This is a genomic window from Kitasatospora sp. NPDC002965 (genome assembly GCF_040611255.1).
Classification (GTDB): Bacteria; Actinomycetota; Actinomycetes; order Streptomycetales; family Streptomycetaceae; genus Kitasatospora.
This window is the reverse complement of sequence record NZ_JBEXNT010000026.1, coordinates 31,897-55,174: the sequence shown is the minus strand read 5'-3', so window position 1 is coordinate 55,174 and position 23,278 is coordinate 31,897. Positions and strand designations below refer to the sequence as shown.

The 23,278-nt window shown below is 71.6% G+C and carries 17 protein-coding genes and 2 pseudogenes; 8 read left to right on the top strand and 11 right to left on the bottom strand.

Annotated features, from left to right (window positions below; genetic code table 11):
• Positions 1–797 (bottom strand): IS5 family transposase gene (locus ABZY91_RS13870; protein ID WP_355402254.1). Its coding sequence is split into 2 segments (ribosomal slippage): positions 1–461 and positions 461–797, totalling 798 coding nucleotides; the frame shifts between segments, so codons are not numbered across the junction.
• 43 nt (positions 798–840) lie between these two features.
• On the opposite strand from ABZY91_RS13870, the pseudogene ABZY91_RS13865 reads away from it, so the two are divergent.
• The 3 genes and pseudogenes from ABZY91_RS13865 to ABZY91_RS13855 all read left to right on the top strand — a co-directional run.
• Positions 841–2,268, top strand: a pseudogene (locus tag ABZY91_RS13865) (reverse transcriptase domain-containing protein); the annotation flags it as partial.
• A 151-nt stretch (positions 2,269–2,419) separates the two neighbouring features.
• The gene (locus ABZY91_RS13860) at positions 2,420–2,689 is read left to right on the top strand and encodes a hypothetical protein (RefSeq protein ID WP_355402258.1); all 270 of its coding nucleotides are present in this window, start codon (positions 2,420–2,422) and stop codon (positions 2,687–2,689) included.
• Positions 2,686–2,958, top strand: a complete 273-nt coding sequence (locus ABZY91_RS13855; RefSeq protein ID WP_355402256.1) for a hypothetical protein — start codon at positions 2,686–2,688, stop codon at positions 2,956–2,958. Before ABZY91_RS13860 ends, ABZY91_RS13855 begins: the two co-directional genes overlap by 4 nt.
• A gap of 279 nt (positions 2,959–3,237) precedes the next feature.
• Here the strand turns inward: ABZY91_RS13855 and ABZY91_RS13850 are convergent, their stop codons facing one another.
• Positions 3,238–6,093: a DEAD/DEAH box helicase gene (locus ABZY91_RS13850; protein ID WP_355402252.1), complete on the bottom strand. Its 2,856-nt coding sequence runs from the start codon at positions 6,091–6,093 to the stop codon at positions 3,238–3,240.
• 263 nt (positions 6,094–6,356) lie between these two features.
• Here ABZY91_RS13850 and ABZY91_RS13845 point away from each other — a divergent pair, with 263 nt between their 5' ends.
• Entirely contained in the window at positions 6,357–6,731 is a 375-nt protein-coding gene (locus ABZY91_RS13845) for a hypothetical protein (protein WP_329875033.1), read from the top strand.
• Between the two features lie 35 nt (positions 6,732–6,766).
• Positions 6,767–7,084: pseudogene (locus ABZY91_RS13840) on the top strand (metalloregulator ArsR/SmtB family transcription factor); the annotation flags it as partial.
• A 199-nt stretch (positions 7,085–7,283) separates the two neighbouring features.
• On the opposite strand, the gene ABZY91_RS13835 reads toward ABZY91_RS13840, so the two are convergent.
• Positions 7,284–8,453 (bottom strand): aminotransferase class V-fold PLP-dependent enzyme, encoded by a 1,170-nt coding sequence (locus ABZY91_RS13835; RefSeq protein ID WP_355402225.1) that lies wholly within the window; start codon positions 8,451–8,453, stop codon positions 7,284–7,286.
• Between the two features lie 95 nt (positions 8,454–8,548).
• Between ABZY91_RS13835 and ABZY91_RS13830 the strand changes: the two genes are divergently transcribed.
• Positions 8,549–10,642, top strand: coding sequence for a prolyl oligopeptidase family serine peptidase (locus ABZY91_RS13830; RefSeq protein WP_355402224.1), 2,094 nt, complete (start codon positions 8,549–8,551; stop codon positions 10,640–10,642).
• Positions 10,643–10,709: 67 nt separating this feature from the next.
• Here ABZY91_RS13830 and ABZY91_RS13825 read toward each other — a convergent pair whose 3' ends face one another.
• Together ABZY91_RS13825 and ABZY91_RS13820 are read right to left on the bottom strand one after the other, a co-directional pair.
• Entirely contained in the window at positions 10,710–11,798 is a 1,089-nt protein-coding gene (locus ABZY91_RS13825; RefSeq protein ID WP_355402222.1) for an LLM class flavin-dependent oxidoreductase, read from the bottom strand.
• An 86-nt stretch (positions 11,799–11,884) separates the two neighbouring features.
• Complete coding sequence (locus ABZY91_RS13820) at positions 11,885–12,358, bottom strand: MarR family winged helix-turn-helix transcriptional regulator (RefSeq protein ID WP_329949773.1); 474 nt, start codon at positions 12,356–12,358, stop codon at positions 11,885–11,887.
• 127 nt (positions 12,359–12,485) lie between these two features.
• On the opposite strand from ABZY91_RS13820, the gene ABZY91_RS13815 reads away from it, so the two are divergent.
• A complete protein-coding gene (locus ABZY91_RS13815; RefSeq protein ID WP_355402220.1) occupies positions 12,486–14,843 on the top strand; it encodes an immune inhibitor A domain-containing protein in 2,358 nt (785 codons plus the stop codon).
• A gap of 98 nt (positions 14,844–14,941) precedes the next feature.
• Here the strand turns inward: ABZY91_RS13815 and ABZY91_RS13810 are convergent, their stop codons facing one another.
• On the bottom strand, positions 14,942–16,396 hold the full coding sequence (locus ABZY91_RS13810) for an MFS transporter (RefSeq protein WP_355402217.1): 1,455 nt from the start codon (positions 16,394–16,396) through the stop codon (positions 14,942–14,944).
• On the opposite strand from ABZY91_RS13810, the gene soxR reads away from it, so the two are divergent.
• The gene (gene soxR, locus ABZY91_RS13805) at positions 16,375–17,235 is read left to right on the top strand and encodes a redox-sensitive transcriptional activator SoxR (protein WP_355402215.1); all 861 of its coding nucleotides are present in this window, start codon (positions 16,375–16,377) and stop codon (positions 17,233–17,235) included. The genes ABZY91_RS13810 and soxR overlap by 22 nt on opposite strands.
• Before the next feature lie 190 nt (positions 17,236–17,425).
• Here the strand turns inward: soxR and ABZY91_RS13800 are convergent, their stop codons facing one another.
• The 5 genes from ABZY91_RS13800 to ABZY91_RS13780 are packed head-to-tail and all read right to left on the bottom strand — an operon-like array spanning position 17,426 to position 23,108.
• Positions 17,426–18,403 (bottom strand): oligopeptide/dipeptide ABC transporter ATP-binding protein, encoded by a 978-nt coding sequence (locus ABZY91_RS13800; protein ID WP_355402213.1) that lies wholly within the window; start codon positions 18,401–18,403, stop codon positions 17,426–17,428.
• The gene (locus ABZY91_RS13795) at positions 18,400–19,401 is read right to left on the bottom strand and encodes an ABC transporter ATP-binding protein (protein WP_329949769.1); all 1,002 of its coding nucleotides are present in this window, start codon (positions 19,399–19,401) and stop codon (positions 18,400–18,402) included. Before ABZY91_RS13795 ends, ABZY91_RS13800 begins: the two co-directional genes overlap by 4 nt.
• Positions 19,401–20,387, bottom strand: coding sequence for an ABC transporter permease (locus ABZY91_RS13790; RefSeq protein ID WP_329875013.1), 987 nt, complete (start codon positions 20,385–20,387; stop codon positions 19,401–19,403). The genes ABZY91_RS13795 and ABZY91_RS13790 overlap by 1 nt, the downstream gene beginning before the upstream one ends.
• Positions 20,384–21,343, bottom strand: a complete 960-nt coding sequence (locus ABZY91_RS13785) for an ABC transporter permease (RefSeq protein ID WP_329875011.1) — start codon at positions 21,341–21,343, stop codon at positions 20,384–20,386. The genes ABZY91_RS13790 and ABZY91_RS13785 overlap by 4 nt, the downstream gene beginning before the upstream one ends.
• 13 nt (positions 21,344–21,356) lie before the next feature.
• Complete coding sequence (locus ABZY91_RS13780; RefSeq protein WP_355402210.1) at positions 21,357–23,108, bottom strand: ABC transporter substrate-binding protein; 1,752 nt, start codon at positions 23,106–23,108, stop codon at positions 21,357–21,359.
• Between the last annotated feature and the right edge of the window lie 170 nt (positions 23,109–23,278).

Below are 23,278 nucleotides of genomic sequence, written 5' to 3'. Positions count from 1 at the left end.
TCATTTGGATAGCCGTCGGATGCAGATGAGGGCCGCGGCGATGCTGGCGAAGGCTGCGAAGTGGTCGGCCTTGTGTTCGTAGCGGCGGTGCAGCCGGCGGAAGCCGCCGAGCCAGGCGACGGTGCGCTCGATCACCCAACGGTGGCGGCCGAGGCGATGGGAGGACTCGACGCCTCGGCGGGCGATGCGGGCCGGGATCTGCCGTCGTCGCAGGTAGGCGCGGATGAAGCGGTGGTCGTAGGCTTTGTCGGCGTGCAGCTTGCCGGGACGACGGCGTCGCGGTCCGCGCCGTGAGCGGATCGGCGGAATGGCGTCGACAAGCGGTATCAGGGCCTGGCTGTCGTGGAGGTTGGCCCCGGAGATCGCGAGCGAGAGGGGTAAACCGGTACGTACGGTGAGCAGGTGGATCTTCGACCCGCACTTGCCCCGATCGACAGGATTCGGACCTGTCAGCTCCCCCTTTTCAGGGCCCTCATGTTCACCGAGTCGACCGCGCACCTCGACCAGTCCAGCTCACCTCGCGCGCCGAGCTCCTCCAGGACCACCCGGTGGAGCTTGGCCCAGACCCGGGCCCTGCTCCACTCGGTGAACCGCCGATGGGCGGTCGGGCCGGACGGGCCGAAGCATGGCGGCAGTTGGGCCCAGGTGCACCCGGACGTCGCGACGAACACGATCGCCGCCAGCACCTCGCGATCCCCGTGGCGCCTCCGGCCACCACCCTGCGGGCGCACCGGAGCGTCCGGCACGACCAACTGGAACAACTCCCACAGCTCATCCGGCACCAGCCGCTCAACGATCAGCACACTCGGAGTCTACTCAACCCACCCAAATGAGATGTCTTCTTACTACGAACCGCAGTTCTCCGACCACTCCCACGGTTTCCGTCCCCGCCGGGGCTGCCACACCGCACTGCGCGACGTGGCACTGACCTGGACCGGGACCAGCTGGTTCATCGAGGGCGAAATTGCCCAGTGCTTCGACGCGCTCGACCATCGGGTGATGCTCGAAACACTGGCCGAGAAGATCCACGACAACCGGTTCCTGCGGCTTGTACGAAACATGCTCAAAGCCGGATACCTGGAGGACTGGAACTGGAACGCCACACTGAGCGGCGCTCCACAGGGCGGCGTCCTGTCGCCCATCCTGTCCAACATCTACCTGCACAGGCTGGACACCTTCGTCGAGAAAGTCCTCGTGCCGGAGTACACCCGAGGAAAACTCAGGGCGAGGAACCCCGAGTATCGCAGGGTCGAGGCGGCTATCGCGCGTGCTCGCAGGCGCGAAGACCGCGCCTGCGCCCATACCCTGCGTAAACGGCTTCATTCTCTCCCGAGTCAGGACATGAACGACTCGGGATACCGCCGCTTGCGCTATGTGAGATACGCCGACGACACCCTCCTCGGGTTCGCCGGACCCAAGGCCGAAGCCGACGAGATCAAACAGCGCCTCACGCAGTTCCTGCGCGACGACCTCAAGCTGGAACTGTCCGAGGAGAAAACCCTGGTCACCCATGCCAGAACACAAGCTGCCAGATTCCTCGGCTACGAGATCAGGACTCAGCGGGACGACCGGAGGTCCGAACGGAAGAAAGGAAGCCGACGGCTCCGCCGTTCGGTGAACGGAACCATCGCCCTCCATGTCCCGAAAGACGTGATCAAGGCCAAATGCGCACCCTACCTGGCACGCGGGAAACCCGCGCACCAGCCGTCGATGTACAAACACGACGATTACAACCTCGTCAGCATCTTCGGCGCCAGGTATCGCGGGATCGTCCAGTACTACCTGCTGGCCGGCGACGTCCACCGACTGAGCCGACTGCACTGGGTCATGCAGTCCTCGCTGCTGTGCTCCCTGGCGGACAAGCACCGCTCGACCGTGTCGAAGACGGCCCGCAAGTACAAGGCCACCGTCGACACCCCAGTCGGGCCACGCAAGTGCCTCCAGGTCAGCATCACCCGTGCCCCGAACAGCAAGCCACTGGTCGCCAGGTTCGGCGGGATCCCACTTCAACGCAGAAAGGCCGCGGTCCTCAAAGACCGCGATCCTGCCCGGGCAGTCTCCGCACCACGCCAACGCGAGTTGGTCAGAAGGCTGTTGGCCGGTTTCTGCGAGCTCTGCGGAGCGACCGAGAACATCGCGGTCCACCAGATCCGCAAGCTCGCCGACCTCGACCACCACGGTCAGGAACAACCCAACTGGGCCGCCCTCATGGCCAGGAGACGGCGCAAGACCCTCGTGGTCTGCCCGACCTGCCATGAAGGCATCCACGTTGACTGCGAAAGCGCACTTCGCGGACGTCACTGGAGAGCCCGTTGCGGTCAACGCCGCACGACGGGTTCGGGAGGAGGCCGTTGGGAAAAGGACCAGCTCACGCGCTGGTACCTCGCCCGGCGGCCCACCTCACACTGGACGCCGCCGCGTGAGAGACCACCACCACCCCGCCCCGCTCACGCCCCACGACCCCGTCCTCCGCACCTACACCGAGTCCGAGGTCGCCGCGCTCCTCCGCGAACTCCACGAAGCGGGCCGCCCGTTCGGCATCCAGTGGGGATCGGCCGCCACCAACGGCACCACCGTCGAGGGCCGCCTCCTCGTCGACTTCGGCAACGCGCCCGTCTCGACCCTCCTGAACCTCCTGAACCTCCTCAATCTCCTCCGCGACACCGAGAGGCACGCCCGCTCCCAATGAGCAGCTTCCTCGTCGGCACCGCCTTGGCCGTCCTCCTCGCGCTCGCCATCACGACCGTCGTCGTCGGCGTGGTCACGAGCTTGCGCATCGAGGACACCCCGCCCCCGCCGCCCATCACCCGCCACGGCCGCTGGGAACTGCGCCGCCTTCCCGACGGCAGCACCGAGTACGCCTGGATCGCCCGCCAGGCCGGCCACTTCAGCCCCGAGACCAACCCGGCCCCCGACCGGCGGAGCCGTGGCCGCCACCGCATATCCCATAGCCGTTGACCGCGCGCCTCGTCGGATCGCCCCGACGAGGCACGCGGCCGTCCCCGCGCGGTGACGGGACGAAGACGTCGTGGTTGGCGCTCCTCGCTCGGGTCGAGCGGGGGCCGCCGCGAGCACTGCCCGCCAGGCCGAGCGTCCTTGGGTGACGGCAGCCTGCGGCTTTGGAGTGGGAAGTCGGACCGGCCGACTTCCTGCGCGCGGTGATGCGGGCCCGGAACAGGACGATGCCGGCCTTCGAGAGGAGTCTCGAAGGCCGGCATCACGGCAGCGGAAGCGGGCTCAGCTCACCGAGGAGTAGGCGATGATGCCGCGGCGCAGGCCGTCGACGGCCTTGCGGGCGGTCTTGCGCAACTCGACGTCCTCGCCCGCCGCGTCCTGGATCTGGCCGAGCACGTCGATCAGTTGCTTGGTCCAGCGGACGAAGTCACCGGCCGGCATGTCGGCGTCGCGCAGCACCTGGTCGAGCGAGTGGCCGAGTGCCCAGCGGTAGGCGGCCCAGGCGAAGCCGAGGTCCGGCTCGCGCTGGCCGACGCCTTCGGCCGTGTTGATCCGGTGCTGCTCCTCCAGGGCGTCGAGGTGGCCCCAGATCCGGACCATCTGGCCGAGCGCCTCCTTGGCCCCGCCCTCGGGCACCCGGGGGGCGGTGGCGTCGTCGGACTGGCGGGACTCGTAGACCAGCGCCGAGGCGCAGGCGGCCAGTTCGGCGGCGGCCAGGCCGTTCCAGACGCCCTCGCGGATGCACTCGGAGGCGAGCAGGTCGAGCTCGCCGTAGAGGCGGCCGAGCCGTCGGCCGTCGTCGGTGACGGTGTCCCCGCTGAGGTAGCCGAGGTCGGTGAGCAGCCCGCAGACCCGGTCGAAGGTGCGGGCGATGGTGTGGGTGCGGGAGCGCATCTTGCGCTCCAGCAGCTCGGTGTCCCGGTGCAGCCGGTGGTAGCGCTCGGACCAGCGGGCGTGGTCCTCGCGCTGGTCGCAGCCGTGGCACGGGTGCTGGCGCAGGACGGTGCGGAGCCGGGTGATCTCCGGGTCGTCGGCGGCGGCCGCGCGGCCCTTGCGGAACCGCTCGGGCTCCAGGTGGCCGGCCTTGGTGCGCAGCGCGGAGGCGAGGTCGCGGCGGGACTGCGGGCTGCGGGGGTTGAAGGACTTGGGGATGCGCACCCGGTCCATGGCGACGACCGGGTGCGGGAAGTCGATCATGGCGAGCCGCTTGACCTGCCGCTCGGCGGTGAGGACCACCGGGCGCGGGCCGTCCTGGAAGTCGGGGTGGCGGGGGCCGCCCCGCGGCGAGCGGACGACCGGCGGCAGGCCCGGGTCGAGGACGAGGGCCAGGCCGGCGAACTTGCCGGTGGGGACGTGGATGACGTCGCCCGGCTTGAGCTGCTCGATCGACTCGACGGCCGCCGCACGGCGCTGGCTGCTGCCCTCGCGGGCGAGCTCGTTCTCCCGGTCCTTGAGCTGGCGGCGCAGCGCCATGTACTCGTCGAAGTCGCCGAGGTGGCAGGTCATGGACTCGCGGTAGCCGTCCAGGCCCTCCTCGTTGCGCTGGACCTGGCGGGCGATGCCGACCACCGAGCGGTCGGCCTGGAACTGCGCGAAGGACGTCTCCAGCAGCTCGCGGGAGCGGTGCCGGCCGAACTGCGAGACCAGGTTGACGGCCATGTTGTAGGACGGCCGGAACGAGGACTTCAGCGGGTAGGTGCGGGTGCCGGCCAGGCCGGCGAGCGCCTCCGGGTCGAGGCCGCGCTGCCAGAGCACCACGGCGTGGCCCTCGATGTCGATGCCGCGACGGCCGGCCCGGCCGGTGAGCTGGGTGTACTCGCCGGGGGTGATGTCGGCGTGGGTCTCGCCGTTCCACTTGACGAGCTTCTCCATGACCACCGAGCGGGCGGGCATGTTGATGCCGAGCGCCAGGGTCTCGGTCGCGAAGACGGCCTTGACCAGGCCCTTCACGAAGAGCTCCTCGACGACCTCCTTGAACCGGGGCAGCATCCCGGCGTGGTGGGCGGCGATGCCGCGCTCCAGCCCGTCCAGCCACTCGAAGTAGCCGAGGACGTGCAGGTCCTCGTCCGGGATGTCGGCGCAGCGTTCCTCGACGATGGCGCGGACCCGGCCGCGGTCGCCCTCCTTGTTGAGCCGCAGGCCGGAGGAGAGGCACTGCTGGACGGCGGCCTCGCAGCCGGCCCGGCTGAAGATGAACGTGATGGCGGGCAGCAGGCCCTCGGCGTCGAGCCGGTCGATGACGTCGACCCGGCCCGGGGTCCAGATCTTGCCGGGGCGGCCGTTGGGCATGGACCGCCCGCGGCCCCGGCCGAACTTGTCGCGGGGGTTGCGGTCCAGCTCCGAACGGGCGAGCCGGACCAGCTCGGGGTTGACGGCCTTGGCCGGGTTGCGCGGCGCGTCCTTGGGGCGGCCGTCGCGGTCCGGGTTGGCGAACAGGTCGTACATCCGGTTCCCGGCCATCACGTGCTGCCAGAGCGGCACGGGGCGGGTCTCGGAGACGATCACCTTGGTGCCGCCGCGCACGGTGTCGAGCCAGTCGCCGAACTCCTCGGCGTTGGAGACGGTGGCGGAGAGGGAGACCAGGGTCACCGACTCGGGGAGGTGGATGATGACCTCCTCCCAGACGGCTCCGCGGAAGCGGTCGGCGAGGTAGTGGACCTCGTCCATCACCACGTAGCCGAGGCCGTCGAGGGTGCTGGAGCCCGCGTAGAGCATGTTGCGGAGCACCTCGGTGGTCATCACCACGACCGGGGCGTCGCCGTTGACGGTGTTGTCACCGGTGAGCAGGCCGACCTTGGCGGCGCCGTAGCGCTTGACCAGGTCGCCGAACTTCTGGTTCGACAGGGCCTTGATCGGCGTGGTGTAGAAGCACTTGCGCCCGCTCTGGAGGGCGAGGTGGACGGCGAACTCGCCGACGATGGTCTTGCCGGAGCCGGTGGGAGCGGCGACCAGGACGCCCTCGCCCGCCTCCAGGGTCCGGCAGGCCTCCAGCTGGAAGTCGTCCAGCGGGAAGTCGTAGAGCTGCTGGAAGCCGTACAGGGCGGTGGCCTGTTCCTTGGCCCGCTGCCGGAAGGCCGCGTACGCCTCGGCGGGGCTGAGGTCCCGGTCGTCGGAGGGCTCGGGCTCAGGGGTGTTCATCGCCGTCCGGGGGTCGTTGGTGTGATCTCGCATCTCAGCGAGAGGTTACCCGGCAGGACTGACATCGATAGCACCGTTTTTCCCGGGCGTCGGATCAGATCTCTCTCACATCCATAGTTGCAAATGTCTTCAAGTGATCGGAAAGTCACCGACTGCGAACGTCTCCGGTCATCCCGGGTGGCAGGCCCTCCGGCCTGCCTACATTCGGTGTCGCGGCCGGCACCCACCGTCCGCATCCACCGGACGCACGGGAGGAACAGACGATGGCGAACCTGGAGACGTCACTCAAGGAGGCCATGGCGATCGAGGGCGCGATCGGCGTCGCCCTGGTCGACTACGGCAGCGGCATGGCACTCGGCACCCTCGGCGACGGCGGCGAGCTGGACCTCAACGTCGCCGCGGCCGGGAACACCGACGTGGTCCGGGCCAAGATGCGGGCGATGGAACTGCTCAACCTGCACGACAACGAGATCGAGGACATCCTGGTCAGCCTCACCAGCCAGTACCACCTGGTCCGCCCGCTCACCACGCAGACCGGCCGGGGGCTCTTCCTCTTCCTCGCGCTCAACCGCAACCGCGCCAACCTGGCGATGGCCCGCCACCAGCTGAAGCGGATCGAGATCTCGCTGGAGATCTGAGGGACCGGAACGGACGGCACCAGGGAGGGATCGCTGTGGCGGTCGCGCTGTACCAGGCCAAGGCCGAGTTCTTCCGGATGCTCGGCCATCCCGTCCGGATCCGGGTACTGGAGCTGCTGCAGGCCGGACCGACGCCCGTCCGCGACCTGCTCGCCGAGCTGGCGGTCGAACCGTCCAGCCTCTCCCAGCAGCTCGCGGTACTGCGCCGGTCCGGCATCGTCACGGCCACCCGCGAGGGCAGCACGGTGGTGTACGCGCTGGCCGGCGGCGACGTGGCCGACCTGCTCCGGGCGGCGCGCCGGATCCTCACGGGTCTGATCTCGGACCAGAGCGTGCTGCTCGCCGAACTCCGCGCCACCGCGGACCCGCCCACGGACCGGGCGGCGGAGCCCGCGGCGGCGGACCGGGCGGCCGGCGAAGCGGCGGCGGACCCGGCGACGGCGCCACCACCGGCCGAGCCCGCCGAACCCACCGCCCTCGCTCCACGAGCCGCGCCCACCGCGCCCACCGCGCCCACCGCGCCCGCGACGCCCACGGCGCCGGACGGGCCGGTCAGCCCAGCAGCTCCGCCACCCCCGCCGCCAGGACCTCGTACTCGTGCGCCCGGTTGTACACCTGCGCACTGACCCGCATCACCCCGCCGCCCGGCCACGGGCGCGCCACCGTGCGGACGGCGTGCCGCCGCCACATCCCGGCCATCAGCTCCTGCGCCTCCGGGAGCGTCTCGGCCACCCCGGGCGGCAGCCGCAGCGCGCGCATCGACAGACCGGCCGAGACCGGCAGCGGGGTCAGCCCGGCGCGCTCGGCGAGCAGGGCGGCGCCGTACGCGGCGAGCTGCTCGTTGTGCCGGCGGACCCGGTCGGCCCCGAGTTCGTGCAGCAGGTCGAGGCCGGCCGGGGCGGCCAGGTACGGCGTGTAGTCGTAGGTGCCGCGCCACTCGACGTTGTGCGGGAAGCCCCGGTAGTCCTCCCAGGAGAGGGCGAGCGAGCGGACCTTGCCGGTCCACTCCGGGCCGACCACCAGGGCGCCGGTGGCGCGCGGGGCGAAGGCCCACTTGTGCAGGTTGCCGAACCAGAAGTCGGCGCCGGCGGGGACGGGGCCGGCCAGCATGCCGGGCTCGTGCGCGGCGTCCACGACGGTGGTCACGCCGTGCCCGCGCAGAGCGGCGAGCAGGTCCGGGGTGGCGATCCGGCGGGCGGTGGGCGAGGTGATGCCGTCGAGCACGGCGAGCACCGTGCGGTCGGTGACCTCGGCCAGGACCGTCTCCCTGACGGCCACGCCGTCCGGGGTGTCCAGCGGCAGGGTGACGGTGCGCAGCTCCGCGCCGGTCTCCTCGGCGCGCCGCCGGACGGCCTGGGTGACCGTGCCGTAGCCGTGGTCGGTGACCAGGATCTGGTCCCCGGGGGCGAGCGGCACGCACGCGAGGGTGACGGCGATCGCGTCGGTCGCGTTGGGGACGAGGGCGAGCCGGTCCGCGTCGGTGCCCAGGGCGGCGGCGATCCGGGTGCGGGCGGTGGCGACCCGCTCGGGCAGGTCGGCGTAGAAGCCGTCCGGGTCGGCCTCCTGCTCCTCGTGGAACCGCCGCTGGATCCGCTGGACCGGGACGGGCACGGAGCCGAAGGAGCCGTGGTTGAGGTGGAGCACCGCCCGGTCCAGTGAGAACAGCTCGTCCGTTCCGGCCAGCGGCTCGGGGGGTCCGACGGTCCGCGAATGATCGGTCACTGCGTCTCCTCCTGATATACGCATCAATGTGGTGTGTGACATTTCACATGTCGCCCTACTGGCCCGCGAGGCCGCCGCACGGCGACCATCGGGCGGTGACCATCACCGACCCCTACCTCTCCCTCAGCGCCCGGACCGGCCGCTTCGGCTTCGGTGCCCCGCGAGCGATCTCGCTCAACCAGGACGGTACCCGGCTCCTGCTGCTCCGCTCCAGCGGTCCCGAGGACCCGGTCGACCGGCTCCACCTCCTCGACCTGACCACCGGCGAGGAGCGCGAGGTCGCCGACCCCACCGCGCTCGCCCCCGACCGCACCGGCGACCGGGACGACCTCCCGGCCGTCGAACGCCGGCTGCGCGAACGGACCCGGCTCGTCGCCGCCGGCATCGGCACCTACGCGGCCACCGCCGACCTGGCCGTCGCCGCCTTCGCCCTGGACGGCCGACTCTTCCGCACCGACACCGCCACCGGCCTGACGGTCGAACTCCCCACCGCCGGGCCCGCCTTCGATCCCCGCCCCGAGCCCCGCACCGGCGAACGCGTCGCCTACGTCGCCGACGACGCGCTCTACGTCACCGCCGCGCCCGGGCAGCCGCCCGCGCCGCTCCGGCTCAGCCCGGCCGACGGCGCCCGCTGGGGCGTCGCCGAGTTCGCCGCAGCCGAGGAGCTGGGCCGCGCCCGCGGCCACTGGTGGCGCCCCGACGGCGGCGCCGTCCTCGCCGCCCGGGTGGACGAGTCCGCCCTGCCCGCGGTCCACTTCGCCGACCCGGCCCGGCCGACCCGCGAGCCCGAGCACTTCGCCTACCCGCAGGCGGGCGGCCCCAACGCCGACGTCCAGCTCTGGGTGCTCGGCCTCGACGGCGCCCGCACCCGCCTGGACTGGGACGCCGAGGCCTTCCCGTACGTCTGCGCCGCCGGGTGGGACGGCGAGGACGAGCTGCTGCTCACCGTCGCCGACCGGCTCCAGCAGCACGTCCTGCTGCTGAGCGCCGACCCGGCCACCGGCACCACCCGCGAACTCTCCCGCACCAGCGACGAGTTCTGGGTCGACGACCTGCCCGGCACACCCGCCCGGCTCGCCGACGGCCGGCTGCTCACCGTGCACGACACCCCCGGGGCCCGCGGCCTCGCGCTCGACGGCAAGCCGCTGGACACCACCGGCCTGCAGATCCGCCGGGTGGTCGGCCGGCTGCGCGGCCGGCTGCTCTGCGAGACCGGCGAGGGCGACCCGTACGACCAGCACGTCCACCTGGTCGACCCGGACGGCGGGGCGCCCGAGCGGCTCTCCGACGGCCCGGGCACGCACTCCGCACTGGCCGCCGGCGAGACCGTCCTGCTCACCACGGCCGGGCCGGACGGCATCCGTCGCCGCACCCTCGGCCCCGGCGGCGGGCTCACCCTCGACGACCGCTGCGCCGCGCTGCCGTTCCGCGTCGAACCGCAGCTCGCCCGGGTCACCGAACGCCGGCTGCCCAGCGCCGTGGTGTACCCGCGCGACCACGTCCCCGGCCGGCGGCTGCCGGTGCTGCTCGACGTCTACGGCGGGCCCGGCTACCAGGCGGTGGCCAACGAACCGCGCCGCTGGCAGCTCAAGCAGTGGTGGGCCGACCAGGGCTTCGCGGTCGTCACCACCGACAACGGCGGCACCCCGTTCGTCTCCCCCGACTTCTCCCGGACCATCTTCCGCCGGTTCTCCCAGGTGGCCCTGGACGACCAGGTGGACGCGCTGCACGCACTCGCCGAGCTCCACCCCGACCTCGACCTCGCCCGGGTCGGCGTCCGCGGCTGGTCGTACGGCGGCTACTTCGCGGCGTTGGCCGTGCTGCGCCGCCCGGACGTCTTCCACGCCGCCTGTGCGGGCGCGCCGCCCACCGACTTCCGCCACTACGACACCGCGTACACCGAGCGCTACCTCGGTCTGCCCCGGGAGAACCCGGACGGCTACGCGGCGGACTGCCTGGTGGACGACGCGCCCGGGCTCAGCCGCCCCCTGCTGCTGATCCACGGCCTGGCCGACGACAACGTGCACCCCTCGCACACCCTGCTGCTCTCCCAGGCCCTCACCCGGGCGGGCCGACCGCACAACCTGCTCGCCCTCCCGGGCATCACCCACATGACCCCGGGCGGGGTCAACGAGCAGCTGTCCCAAGCCGAACTCGCCTTCCTGCAGCAGGCACTGGGGCTTCAGTAGGCACGGCACCGAGGTCCTCCACGGGATCCGCGGCGGCAGCGGCGTGCGCGACCGGGCCTTCCCCGCGTCACACCGCCGGCGCCGTCCGCGGCCGCCCGTCGCCCCCCGGGGCGGCCGACGGCGCCTCCGCGGGCGCGTCCATCGGGCGGCTCGGCAGCTCGCGGCGGAGCACCGGGGCGATCTCGGAGAAGAAGAGCTCCAGGGTGCCGAGGTAGTCGGCGCGGTCGAGCACCTCGCCGTCCACGTGCAGGTGCAGCAGCTCGTGGCCGAAGTGCGCGTGCTGACCCAGCACCTTCTCGATGATCTGCTGCGGGCTGCCGACCAGCACCGAGCCGTGCTCGATCAGGTCCTCGACCTCGTCGAACCGGAGCGAGCTGCCGTCGAAGGCCCGGTTGACCTTCAACCGGGCCTCGAAGACCGGGCGGTAGCGCGCGACGGCCTCCTGCGAGGTGCGGGCCCCGAAGTAGCCGGCCGTTCCCGCGCCGACCAGGGCGCGGGCCGGATCGTGCCCGTACGCCGCCCAGCGCTCCCGGTAGTGCCGCACGATCTCGGCGTACGGGCCGATCGGGCCCGCGCCGTTGGGCGAGAAGACCGGGTCCCCGTGGCGGGCCGCGAAGTCGGCGGAATCCGGGTTGTGCCCGGCTCCGTGCCAGATCCGGATCTCGGGCTGGTACGGGCGGGGCAGCGGCTCGGCGTCCTCCAGCGAGCGGCCGAGCCGGCCCTCCCAGGTCACCTTCTCCTCACGCCAGAGGGTGCGGAACAGCCGGTAGTTCTCCTGGAGGAGCTCCCACTGGTTCTCCTTGGTCACGCCGAACAGCCGGGAGGATCGCGGGTAGGCGCCCTTGGCCACGATCAGGTCGAGCCGCCCCTCGGCGAGGTTGTCCAGGGTGGCGTAGTCCTCGTAGGCGCGCAGCGGGTCGAGCATGCCGAGCGTGGTGACGGCGGTGAAGAGCCGGATCCGCGAGGTCACGGCGGCGATGTGGGAGAGCAGGACGGGCGGCGCGCTGGAGACGGCGGGGCGGTCGTGGCGCTCGCCGATACCGTAGGCGTCGAACCCCACCTCCTCGGCGAAGACGGCGTAGTCGACGAGCTCGCGGAGCTGTTCACGGTCCGACTTGGACTGGTCGGGGACGTGGGGCAGGAGCAGGAAGCGCATGGCGGTCCCCCCGGGGTGCCATCGGGTTGATGTGTCAACCCCAGCATGGGCGCACCGGGTTGACGCGTCAACCCGCTCCCGGGGGTTCAGCCGGCCGGGTTCTCGCCCTTCAGCCGGGCCAGCAGTACGGCGGATATCCCGACCAGCGCCTCCTGCTGACGCCCGGTCAGGGGGTCGGTCAGCCAGCGGCGGATGTGCGCCGCCCGGCGCGGCAGGGCGGCGGTGACGGCGGCCCGGCCGTGCTCGGTGAGCGCGATGACGGCGCCGCGCTCACCGTCCGGACAGGACTCGCGGGCGACCAGGTCGCGGCCGGCCATCCTGTTCAGGTGGTGGTGCAGCCTGCTCTTCTCGAACTGGGTGACGCCACCGAGCCGGTACTGCCGCAGCCGGCCGTCCGGGGCGGCCAGCAGCGCCTGGAGGATGGCGAGGTCCGGCTCGGAGAGGCCGGTCTCCTGCTGCAACTGCTGGGCGAGGCGGCGCCAGAAGAGCACCTGGGTCTCGAAGAAGCCGTTCCAGACCTCGTCCTCGCGCTCGTCCAGCCACTCCGCCCGCTCACCCATGTGGCAGATGCTACCGATCCGCCCGATCCACCGGACGGCCGTGCCGACATCTTCCGTGTGACCCATGACATGTGAAATATTACCTGCGCTTCACCAGACCACCCACCGTCCGGAAAGGACCGGTCAGTTGCGCAGACTGTCCGCGGTACTCGCGGCCGCGCTCACCACGAGCGCGATAGCGGCCACGCTCCTCGGCTCCCCAGCCCAGGCCGCTCCCCCCGCCCCCTCCCTCACCATCGCCGCCGAGGCCGGCGGCGCCGAGGCCCCGTCCGGCCCGCTCGCACCCCAGGAGCGCGAGCGCCAGTCGCTCCGCACCAAGGCCCTGGAGCAGGTCAACAAGGGCGTCGCGGCGAAGACCTCGGACCGGCGGGCCCCCGCCAAGGTCCGGATCGGCAACGACTACGTCCAGCTCGCGCAGCAGCGCAAGGACAAGGTCTTCGTGATCCTCGCCCAGTTCGGCGACGAGGTCGACACCACCACCCAGCACAACGGCCAGCCCCGCTACGGCGGCACCCCCGGCCCGCGGCACAACACCATCCCGAAGCCCGGCAAGAGCGACAACCACACGCTCTGGACCGAGGACTTCAGCCGCGACTACTACCAGAAGATGTTCTTCGACGACTCGCCCGGCGCGGTCTCGATGCGCAACTACTACCGCACCCAGTCCTCCGGCCGGTACGACATCGAGGGCACCGTCAGCAACTGGGTCACCCTCCCGTACAACGAGGCCCGGTACGGCAGCAACAAGGGCCCGCAGGGCTCCGGTGCCTGGACCCAGGGCCAGGAGTTCATCCGGGACGCGGTCAAGGCCTGGTACGACGGCCAGATCGCCAAGGGCAGGCCGGCCGCCGCCATCAAGGCCGAACTGGCCCAGTACGACGTCTACGACCGCTACGACCACGACAAGAACGGCGAGTTCAGCCAGCCCGACGGCTACCTCGACAACGTGATCGTCGTGCACGCCGGCGTCGACGAGACCTGGGGCGGCGGCACGCAGGGCGCCGACGCGCTCTGGGCGCACCGCAGTTGGACCTTCCCGGACCCGGCCGGCCAGGTCGGCCCGGTGGGCAACAAGATCGGCGGCGCCCCGGTCGGCGACAGCGGCCTGTTCGTCTACGACTACGTCCAGGCCGGCGAGAACAGCGGAGTGGGCCTGTTCGCCCACGAGTTCGGCCACAACCTCGGCCTGCCCGACCTGTACAGCACCTCCGGCGGCGACAACAGCGTCAACTTCTGGTCGCTGATGTCCTCCGGCTCGTACCTGGGCAAGGGCAAGAACACCACCGGCGGCTACCCCGGTGACCTCGACGCCTGGAGCAAGCTGCAGTTCGGCTGGCTCAACTACGACGAGGCGCAGGCCGCCACCCGCTCCAGCCACGCGCTCGGCGTCAGCGGCTACAACACCGACCAGGCCCAGGCCGTCCTGGTCCACCTGCCGGACGGCACCACCAGCACGGACCTCGCCGACCCGCGCGAGGGCTCCAAGCAGTGGTGGAGCGACACCGGCGACAACCTGGACAACGCGCTGGCCCGCGAGGTCGACCTGCGCGCGGTGACCGGCCCGGCCGCCCTCGACGCGGCGGTCTGGTACGACATCGAGCAGGACTACGACTTCCTCTCGGTCGAGGCCTCCACCGACGGCGGCAAGAGCTGGAAGTCCCTCGGCGGCACCGTGGACGGCGCCCCGATCGGCAACACCACCGCCAACACCCCGGGCCTGAGCGGCACGTCCGGCGCGTTCCGGCAGCTGCACATCCCGCTCGACGGCTACGCCGGGCAGAACGTCCGGCTGCGCTTCCACGTCACCTCGGACGGCAACACGCACGGCAAGGGCGTGCTGGTCGACGCGGTGAAGATCACCGCCGGCGGCACCGAGCTGTTCGCCGACGGCGCCGAGAACGGCCTCAACGGCTGGACCGCCACCGGCTTCGAGGTGGTCACCGGCCGCACCGCCGTCAAGCAGCACCCCCGGGCCTACCTCGTCGAGAACCGCCGCTACACCGGCTACGGCGCCTTCCTCAAGACCGGCCCGTACAACTTCGGCTACACCGGCGTCGAGGGCAAGAAGGACATCGTCGACACCTACCCCTACCAGGAGGGCGTGCTCATCTGGCTCTGGGACACCGGGTACGGCGACAACAACACCAAGGACCACCCGGGCGGCGGCCTGATCCTGCCGATCGACGCCCACCCGACGCCGATCCGCTTCGCCGACGGCACCCTGGTCAACGGCCGCGCCCAGACCTACGACGCGACCTTCTCGCTCAAGCCGACCACCGCGTTCACGCTGCACAAGGCCGGCGTCCCGGTCCGGATCGGTTCCAGGCCGGCCGTCCCGGCGTTCAACGACCGGACCGGCGTCTACAGCGACCCGGCCACCCCGCAGCTCGGGGTGAAGGTCCCGGACACCAACACCAAGATCGAGGTGGTCCGCGAGTCCCAGGGCGGGAAGATCACCACTGTCCGGGTGAGCCCGGCGTCCTGACCCCGGCGCTCTGACGCCGGCCCCCGCGAAGGACAGGTAGCAGGTAGGCCGCCCCGGCCCTCCCCCACACGGAGGACCGGGGCGGCTCCGCGCGTGACCTACCGCGCCTTCCGAAGGCTCATTGCGGCGGTGAGCACACCGAACACGGTGAGCCCGCCGAGACCGAAGATCATGTACCGGGCCGCGTCCAGCCGCGAGTCACCGCCGACGCTCACCAGCGTGCCGGCCAGGGCCGAGCTCACCGAGTAGGCGATCAGCTGGGTGGTGTTGAGGCCCGCGGCGGCCTTGGAGCCCTCCACCTCGTCGTCGGTGCTGCGCATCGCCGAGACGCTCAGGTGCGGGAAGGCGATGCCGATGCCCGTACCGCCGACGATCAGCACGGCGGCCCAGAGCAGGATCCGGCCGGTCGACGCCGAATCGGTCTGGAGCAGCCCGTACGCCAGCAGCCCGGCCGTGAGCACCGCCGGGCCGATCCGGATCGCCAGCTCGCGGGCCCGGGCCGAATCCATGTTCACGCTGAACAGCTGGGCGGACGTCCAGCCGGCCGACACCGTCGCCCCGAGGAACCCGGCCGCCAGCGGGCTCAGCCCGCCCAACTCCTGCCCGAACAGCGGGATGAAGGTCTCGGTCATCACGCCGGCGCAGTACACCGCGACGGTCAGGTAGATCCACTTCAGGTGGTTGCCCCGCCGGTAGGTCAGCTTGGGCAGGACGGTCGCCGAACCGCCGCGCTCGACCAGCACGAAGCCGGCCAGCAGCACCAGGCCGGCGCCGATGCAGAGCGCCGTCGCCCAGCCGCGCGGCACCGTCGAACTGATGCTGAACGTGGCCGCCGACAGGGTCAGCAGCACCAGCGAGGGCAGCGGCAGCGGCTCGGTGTGCTGCCCCGTACCGGACGGCCCCGGCAGCGAGCGGCGGGCCAGGACCGCCAGGACCAGCGCGGCGACCAGCAGCAGCAGGTACGCCCCGCGCCAGATCCCCAGCTCCGCGAAGAGCCCCCCGAGCGAGGGCCCCACCAGCGTGCCCACACCCCACATGGCCGAGACCAGGCCGGCCGCACGGGTCCAGAGCCGCTCGGGCAGCGCGGTGCGGATCACCGCGTAGCCGAGACCGGCCACCAGCCCGCCGCCGAAGCCCTGGACCACCCGCCCGACGATCAGCGTCTCCATCGAGGGGCTCGCCGCGGTCAGCGCCGCACCGGCCCCGAAGACCAGGAACCCGGTCAGGTAGGCGCGGGAGGCGCCCAGCCGCGCCAGCAGTCGGCTGACCAGCATCGCGGCGATCACGGCGGCCATCAGGAAGCCGGTGGCGACCCAGGCGTAGTACTTGGCGCCCCCGATGTCCTCGACGATCGAGGGCAGCAGGGCGGCCGTGAAGTAGAGGTTCATCGCGTACAGGGCGACGCCGCCTGCGAGGATCGACGCCGAGGCGGCGAATCGCCGGGAGAACAGTTCACCCCACCCGCCGGAGGAATCCGGCGGCCCTGCCTCCGGCGAGTAATCGCCCTGGTCGGAGGGGGCGGAGGCGGTCGGTGCATGCGAGGAGTCGGTCACGCTTCGGTACGCTAGTAGTTCAAGAGAACTTGAAGTCAAGGACGCGATATGCGCAGCACCGCCGAAAGCTCCCCGTGATCCCCACGACCCGCGCGGCTTCCGCAGCCCCCGCGACCCCGGCAGCTTCCGCGAGCCCCGCAGCCCCCACAGCCCCCGCGGCCGGCACGACCCGGCGGCCGGGCGACCTGCTGAGCGTGGGCGAGGTGGCCCGTCGGGCCGGCGTGGCACCCTCGGCCGTGCGGTTCTACGAGGACCAGGGGCTGATCGCCTCCGAACGGTCCGCCGGCAACCAGCGCCGCTACCACCGGCACGTGCTGCGCCGGCTCTCGCTGATCCTGGTCGCCAAGCGGCTCGGCATCCCGCTGGCCGAGGTGGCCGAGGTCTTCGAGGGCCTGCCGGCCGACCGGATGCCCGACAAGCGCGACTGGGAGCGGATCTCCCGGCGCTGGGCGGCCCTGCTCACGGCGCGGCGGCGGGAGATCGAGCGGCTGGAGCAGGAGCTGACGGGCTGCATCGGCTGCGGCTGCCTCTCGCTGCGCCGCTGCCGGGTGCTCAACCCGCAGGACTCGCTCGGCACCGACGGACCGGGCCCGCGACGCCTGCTCGACGACGAGTTCGACCCGGATGATCCGGACGATCCCGATGATCCGGACGACCCCGGTGATCCCGACGGCATCGGCGACCTCGCGGGCCCCGACGGGCCCGACGGTCCCGCGTTCGGCCCCGCAGCCTCGGGCGATCCCTGCGGCGCGAGCCTGCCGGACGACGCCGACGGGCCCGACGGATCCGCCGATCCCGTCGGGCCCGAGGGCGCCGGTACCGGTCCCGACGAGCGGTGACCGGCGTGGACCCGGCCGGGCGCGGCCCTCGTGAGGTTCCCCGCCGCGCCCGACCGGGGGCATGACGCGCGAGGGCGGAACCCTCGCGCAAGTGGTGCCGTACCGTCCTCCGTGGGGGTCGGACGGTACGGCGGCTTCGATCGGCCGGACGGCGCACGGCGGCGCCTCCGGCCCGGCCCCGGAGGCCGGCTCAGTTCTCCGGGAAGTGGCAGGCCGCCTCGCGTCCGCCGGTTCCGGCGATCTGCAGCAGCGGACGTTCGGTCCGGCAGATCTCCTGGGCCTTCGGGCAGCGCGGGTGGAAGCTGCACCCGGGCGGCGGGTCGGCCGGGCTCGGCGGGTCGCCGAGCAGCACGATCCGCTCGCGCGTCCGCTCCGCTGCCGGATCCGGCAGCGGGACGGCGGAGAGCAGCGCCTTGGTGTACGGGTGCGCCGGGTTGCCGTAGACCTGCTGCTTGTCGCCGATCTCGACGATCCGGCCGAGGTACATCACCGCGACCCGGTCGCAGACGCGCTTGACCACCGAGAGGTCGTGCGCGATGAAGATGTACGCGAGCCCCAGCTCCTTCTGGAGCCGCTCCATCAGGTTGACCACCTGGGCCTGGATGGAGACGTCCAGCGCGGAGACCGGCTCGTCGGCGACCACCAGGCGGGGCGAGGTGGCCAGCGAGCGGGCGATGCCGATCCGCTGGGCCTGGCCGCCGGAGAACTCGTGCGGGTAGCGGTCCAGGTGCTCGGGGATGAGCCCGACCAGTTCCATCAGCTCGCCGGCGCGCTTGCGCGCGTCGGCCGCGCCGGTGCCCTGCACCAGCAGCGGCTCGGAGATGATCCGGGCCACCGTCTGCCGGGGGTTGAGCGAGGAGTACGGGTCCTGGAACACCATCTGCAGTTCCCGCCGGTGCGGGCGGAGCTGGGCCTGGCTCAGGGCGCCGATCTCGGTGCCGTCGAAGGTCACGGTGCCGGAGGTCGGATCGGCCAGCCGGACGATCATGCGCCCGGTGGTGGACTTGCCGCACCCGGACTCACCGACCAGGCCGAGGGTCTCGCCCGCGCCGACGTCGAAGCTGACCCCGTCCACGGCGCGGATCGGCGCACCGGGCCGGCCGGTACGGGTACGCCGGCCCGGGAAGGTCTTGACGAGATCCCGGACGGACAGCAGGGGCTCGGTCATCCGAGGACTCCTTCCGGCACCAGCGGCAGATGGCAGGCGGCCTGGTGGCCGGTGGCGAGCGGCCCGAACTCCGGGCGCTCGGACAGGCAGCGGGCGTGTTCCTCGGCGGTGGCGGCGGCGGTGCGGGCGCAGCGCGGGGCGAAGGAGCAGCCGGGGGCGGGGGCGATCAGCGACGGCGGGCTGCCGGGGATCGCCCGCAGCGGTGCGTCGTCGGTGTCGTCGAGGCGGGGCAGCGAGTCGAGCAGCCCTCGGGTGTACGGGTGCGCGGGGGTGCCGAACAGCCGGTCCACGGGGGCCTGTTCGGCGGCCCGGCCGCCGTACATGACCATGACCTCGTGGGCGACCCGGGCGACCACGCCGAGGTCGTGGGTGATCATCACGACACCGAGGCCGCGTTCCTGCTGGATCCGGGCGATCAGGTCGAGGATCTGGGCCTGGACGGTGACGTCGAGGGCCGTGGTGGGCTCGTCGGCGATCAGCAGCTCCGGTTCGCAGGCGAGCGCCATGGCGATCATCACGCGCTGGCGCATGCCACCGGAGAACTGGTGCGGGTACTCGTCGACCCGGCGGGCCGGTTCGGGGATGCCGACCTCGGTGAGCATCTCGATCGCGCGCTGCCGGCCGGCCTTGCGGGAGGCCTTGAAGTGCACCCGGTAGTGCTCGGCGATCTGCTCGCCGACCGTGTAGAAGGGGTGCAGGCTGGAGAGCGGGTCCTGGAAGATCATGGCGATCCGCCGGCCCCGGACGGTGCCGAATTCCTTCTCGCCGAGGCCGTTGAGCTCCTGGCCGTTCAGCCGGATCGAGCCGGTGACGCTGGCGCCGCGGTGCAGGCCCATGACGGCGAGCGAGGTGACGGACTTGCCGCTGCCGGACTCGCCGACCAGGCCGAGGGTCCTCCCCGCCTCGACGGCGAAGCTGATGCCGTCGACGGCCCGGACGATGCCGCGCGGGGTGTTGAACGCGACCCTGAGGTCGTCAACCTCCAGAAGACCGGTCATCAGTACCTCACTCTCGGGTCGACGTACGCGTAGAGCACGTCGACCAGCAGGTTCGCGACCACGATGAAGAAGGCCGCGAGCAGGGTGACGCCGAGGATGATGGGCTGGTCGGAGCGGAGCAGGCCGTCGTAGAAGAGCCGTCCGACGCCGGGCAGGCCGAAGATGGACTCGGTGATGACGGCTCCGGCCAGCAGGCCGCCGAGGTCCATGCCGAAGATGGTGAGGATCGGCGTCATGCCGGAGCGCAGCCCGTGCTTGACGGTGACGGTCCGGGCCGGCAGGCCCTTGGCGCGGGCCGTGCGGATGTACGGCTCGGCCATGGTCTCGATCATCGAGTTGCGGCTCTGCCGGGCGTACATGGCCGCGTTGAGCAGGGCCAGGGCGATCCACGGCAGCAGCAGGTTGGAGGCCCAGTCGAGCGGGCCGTCGGTGAACTGGTGGTACGCCGGGTAGGGCAGCAGGCCGGCGGTCCGGACGACGCCCCAGATCAGCATGATCGACGTGAAGTAGACCGGCAGCGAGGCGGTTCCGACCGAGAGCACCATCAGGGCGCGGTCGGCGAGGCTGCCCTTGCGCAGCGCCGAGGTGACACCGGCGCCGAGGCCGAGGGCCAGCCAGAGCACGGACGCGCCGAGGGCGAGCGAGACGGAGACCGGCAGGCGGTCGACGAGCAGGTCCCAGACCGGCAGCGAGTACTCGTAGGAGTAGCCGAGGCACGGGAATCCGCAGTGGACGGCGCTCGGGCCGCTGCCGTAGTCGCGGCCGGCCACGATGCCGGAGAGGTAGGAGCCGAACTGTTCCCAGATCGGGGCGTCGAGGCCCATCGCGGCCTTGACCTCGGCGAGCCGCTCGGGGCTGCAGGTCTTGCCGCAGGCGGCCGCGGCCGGGTCGTTGGGCAGCAGGTAGAAGATGGTGAAGGTGATGGCGCAGATGGTCAGCAGGATGCCGGCCACGCCGATCAACCGGCGGCCGAAGTAGAGGATCACGACCGGCCTCCCCGGGGGTCGAGGATGTCCCGCAGCGCGTCGCCGAGCAGGGTGAAGGCGAGCACGGCGGTGAAGAGGAAGGCCGTCGGGATCAGGAAGTACGTCGGGTCGATCTCGTAGTGGACGATGGACTCGGCGATCATCTGGCCCCAGGAGGCCGTGGGCGGGCGGACGCCGACGCCGAGGTAGGAGAGCGCGGCCTCGGTGGCGATCATGCCGGGGATCAGCAGCGTGGTGTACGCGATGATCGGGCCGGAGACGTTCGGCAGGATCTCCCGGGTCAGGATGCGCCAGGAGCGGGCGCCGCCGACCTTGGCGGCCTCGACGTACTCGCGGTGCTTGAGCGAGAGGGTCTGGCCGCGGACCACCCGGGCGATGCCGGGCCAGCCGAACATGCCGATCACCACGGTCATCAGCAGGATCCGGTTGACGTCCTTGGCCACCGACATCATCGCGATCATGAAGATCAGCGACGGGAACGACATCGTGAGGTCCATCAACCGCGACAGCACCGTGTCGACGCGGCCGCCGAAGTAGCCGGCCGCGATGCCGGCGAGGGTGCCGGCGACCACGACCAGGGCGGTGGCGGTGAAGGCGATCAGCAGCGAGACCTGGCCGCCGTGCAGGACGCGCGCGAACAGGTCGCGGCCGGTGACCGGTTCGACGCCGAACCAGTGCCGGGCGCCGATGCCGCCGAAGTCGCCGATGGGCACGCCGCCCATGTACGGGTCGATGGCCCGCTTGTCGAACTCCTCGGGGGACCAGCCGCCGAGGGCACTCAGCGGACTGGCCAGGGCTGCCAGCAGCAGCAGGACCCCGACCGTGATCAGGCCGAACCGGGCCGCGCCGCGGGCCCAGAGCTGGTCCCAGACCAGCCGCCAGGGCCCGCGCCCGGCCTTCGCGGGGCCCGCCGCCGCGACGGGCGCGGCAGCGGGCTCAGTGGAAGTACTACTCATCGCGAACGGTCCCTCAGCCCTGGCTCTTCGCGGGGTCCTTGAGGCCGATCACGGCCATGTCGATCATGCCTGCGTAGCCGGAGTTGCCGAACGCGCCGGCCACGTTGGTGCCGACCAGCAGGGGGCGGCGCTGCCACATCAGCGGGATGGCCGGGGCCTTCTTCATCAGGTCCTCGTCCAGCTGCGACCAGGCCTTGTTGGCCTCGTTGACGTCCGTCATGGCCGCGATCTGGTCCATCCGGTCCATCGTGGCCTGGTCACGGAACTGGCTGTAGTTGCCCTGGTTGCCCTTCTCCTTGATGGTCCGGCCGTCGAAGAGGAACGGGAAGAAGGTCGCGGCGGACGGGTAGTCCGGGCACCAGCCCTGGATCAGCAGGTCGGGGGCGTTCTTGATGTCGCCGACCGTGTCGGCGAAGGCCGACGGGTCGACGGTGTTGACGGTGACCTGGATGCCGGACTTGGTCAGCGACTGCTGGAGGGCCTCGCCGCGGGTCTTGTCACCGAGCGAGACGGTGAGCGAGAGCTTGAGGTCGGTCTTGCCGGCCGCCTTCAGCAGCTCCTTGGCCTTCTCCGGGTCTCCGGTGGCCGGGATCTTCAGCGGGTCGGCCTTGGTGCCGCCGTTCAGCGACGGCGGCAGGAAGGAGGTGGCGACGTCGGCCATCGCGGGGCCGCCGAACGCGGTGACCTGGCTCTCCCGGTCGACGGCGTACATCATCGCCTCGCGGACCTTCGGGTCGTCGAAGGGCGCCTTGGAGGTGTTCAGGTAGAGGCTGTCGGTACAACCCGTGCGCTCGGCGACCATGCGGGCCTTGACGTCCGGCTTGGGCAGCACCTTCGGCACGGACTCGGGGCGCATCCACGGCATCTCGATGGCGGAGGCGTCGGCGCCGTCGCTGGCGATGATCCGGTCGTCGGCCTGGCCGCCCTTGAGGCCCTGGGTCACCACGATCTTGTCCGGATAGGCCTTGCGGACCGTGTCGCTGGCGGCGTCCCAGTTGGTGTTGCGGACCAGCACCAGCTGCTTGCCGCGGTCGTAGCTCTCGATCTTGTACGGGCCGGAGGAGAACGGGCGGATGTCGTACTGGGTGCCCTTCTCCTGGGCCTGCGGCACCGGGGAGAAGGTCGGCAGGGTCGCGGTGTAGGCGAACTCGGCGACCGAACGCTTGAGGTGGAAGACGATGGTCTTGTCGTCCGGCGTCTCGATGCTCGGCAGGTGCTCGCCGGTCAGCGGGCCCTTGTAGTTCTCGCCGCCGGCGAGGTACTGGACGGCGTAGTCGGGGCCGCCGGTGAGGTCGGGGGAGAACGAGCGCTCGACGTTGTACTTGATGTCGGCGGACTTGATCGGGGTGCCGTCCTCGTACTTGAGACCGTCCTTCAGGGTGAAGGTCCAGGTCTTGCCGCCGTCGGAGGGGCGGCCGGTGTCCGTGGCGAGGTCCGGGACGATCTCGTTGCCGGCGGCACCCGGCTCGGCCTTGAAGGTGACCAGGGTGCGGTAGATCAGGCGGGTGCCGAAGTCCATGTGCGGCAGCACCCAGTTGCGGGCCGGGTCGAGGTGGGCGAAGTCCTGGTTGGTCAGCACCGTGAGGGTGCCGCCCTTGACCGGCGAGCCGCCGATGATCGTGCCGGACTCGGCGCCCGGACCCTTGGTGGAGCTCGGCGCGGCGTCACCGCCGGTGTCGCTCTTGTCCTTGGCACAGGCCCCGAGGCCGAGGGTCATTGTCGCCGCGATGGCCGCCGCGAGGGCAGCCTGGGTACGCCTGGTCATGTGCAACTCCGCTGTGGGGGGCCAACCGTGACCGGCCCGTCGTCCGCCCCGGGGTGATCCGGGGTCCTGCCGGGAGGGCGACCTCAAGGGGTCTAGCCGCTCCTCGGTGTGACCCGTAACATAGTAATGTGAAATTGCACTGCACAAGAGGTGACGCGACCCGTTACCGA

Coding starts and splice junctions, on each gene's coding strand:
- ABZY91_RS13795 (WP_329949769.1), bottom strand. CDS start 19,401: ATGACCGGTCTTCTGGAGGTTGACGACCTCAGGGTCGCGTTCAACACC.
- ABZY91_RS13850 (WP_355402252.1), bottom strand. CDS start 6,093: ATGAACACCCCTGAGCCCGAGCCCTCCGACGACCGGGACCTCAGCCCC.
- ABZY91_RS13820 (WP_329949773.1), bottom strand. CDS start 12,358: ATGGGTGAGCGGGCGGAGTGGCTGGACGAGCGCGAGGACGAGGTCTGG.
- ABZY91_RS13785 (WP_329875011.1), bottom strand. CDS start 21,343: ATGAGTAGTACTTCCACTGAGCCCGCTGCCGCGCCCGTCGCGGCGGCG.
- ABZY91_RS13780 (WP_355402210.1), bottom strand. CDS start 23,108: ATGACCAGGCGTACCCAGGCTGCCCTCGCGGCGGCCATCGCGGCGACA.
- ABZY91_RS13855 (WP_355402256.1), top strand. CDS start 2,686: ATGAGCAGCTTCCTCGTCGGCACCGCCTTGGCCGTCCTCCTCGCGCTC.
- ABZY91_RS13800 (WP_355402213.1), bottom strand. CDS start 18,403: ATGACCGAGCCCCTGCTGTCCGTCCGGGATCTCGTCAAGACCTTCCCG.
- ABZY91_RS13845 (WP_329875033.1), top strand. CDS start 6,357: ATGGCGAACCTGGAGACGTCACTCAAGGAGGCCATGGCGATCGAGGGC.
- ABZY91_RS13825 (WP_355402222.1), bottom strand. CDS start 11,798: ATGCGCTTCCTGCTCCTGCCCCACGTCCCCGACCAGTCCAAGTCGGAC.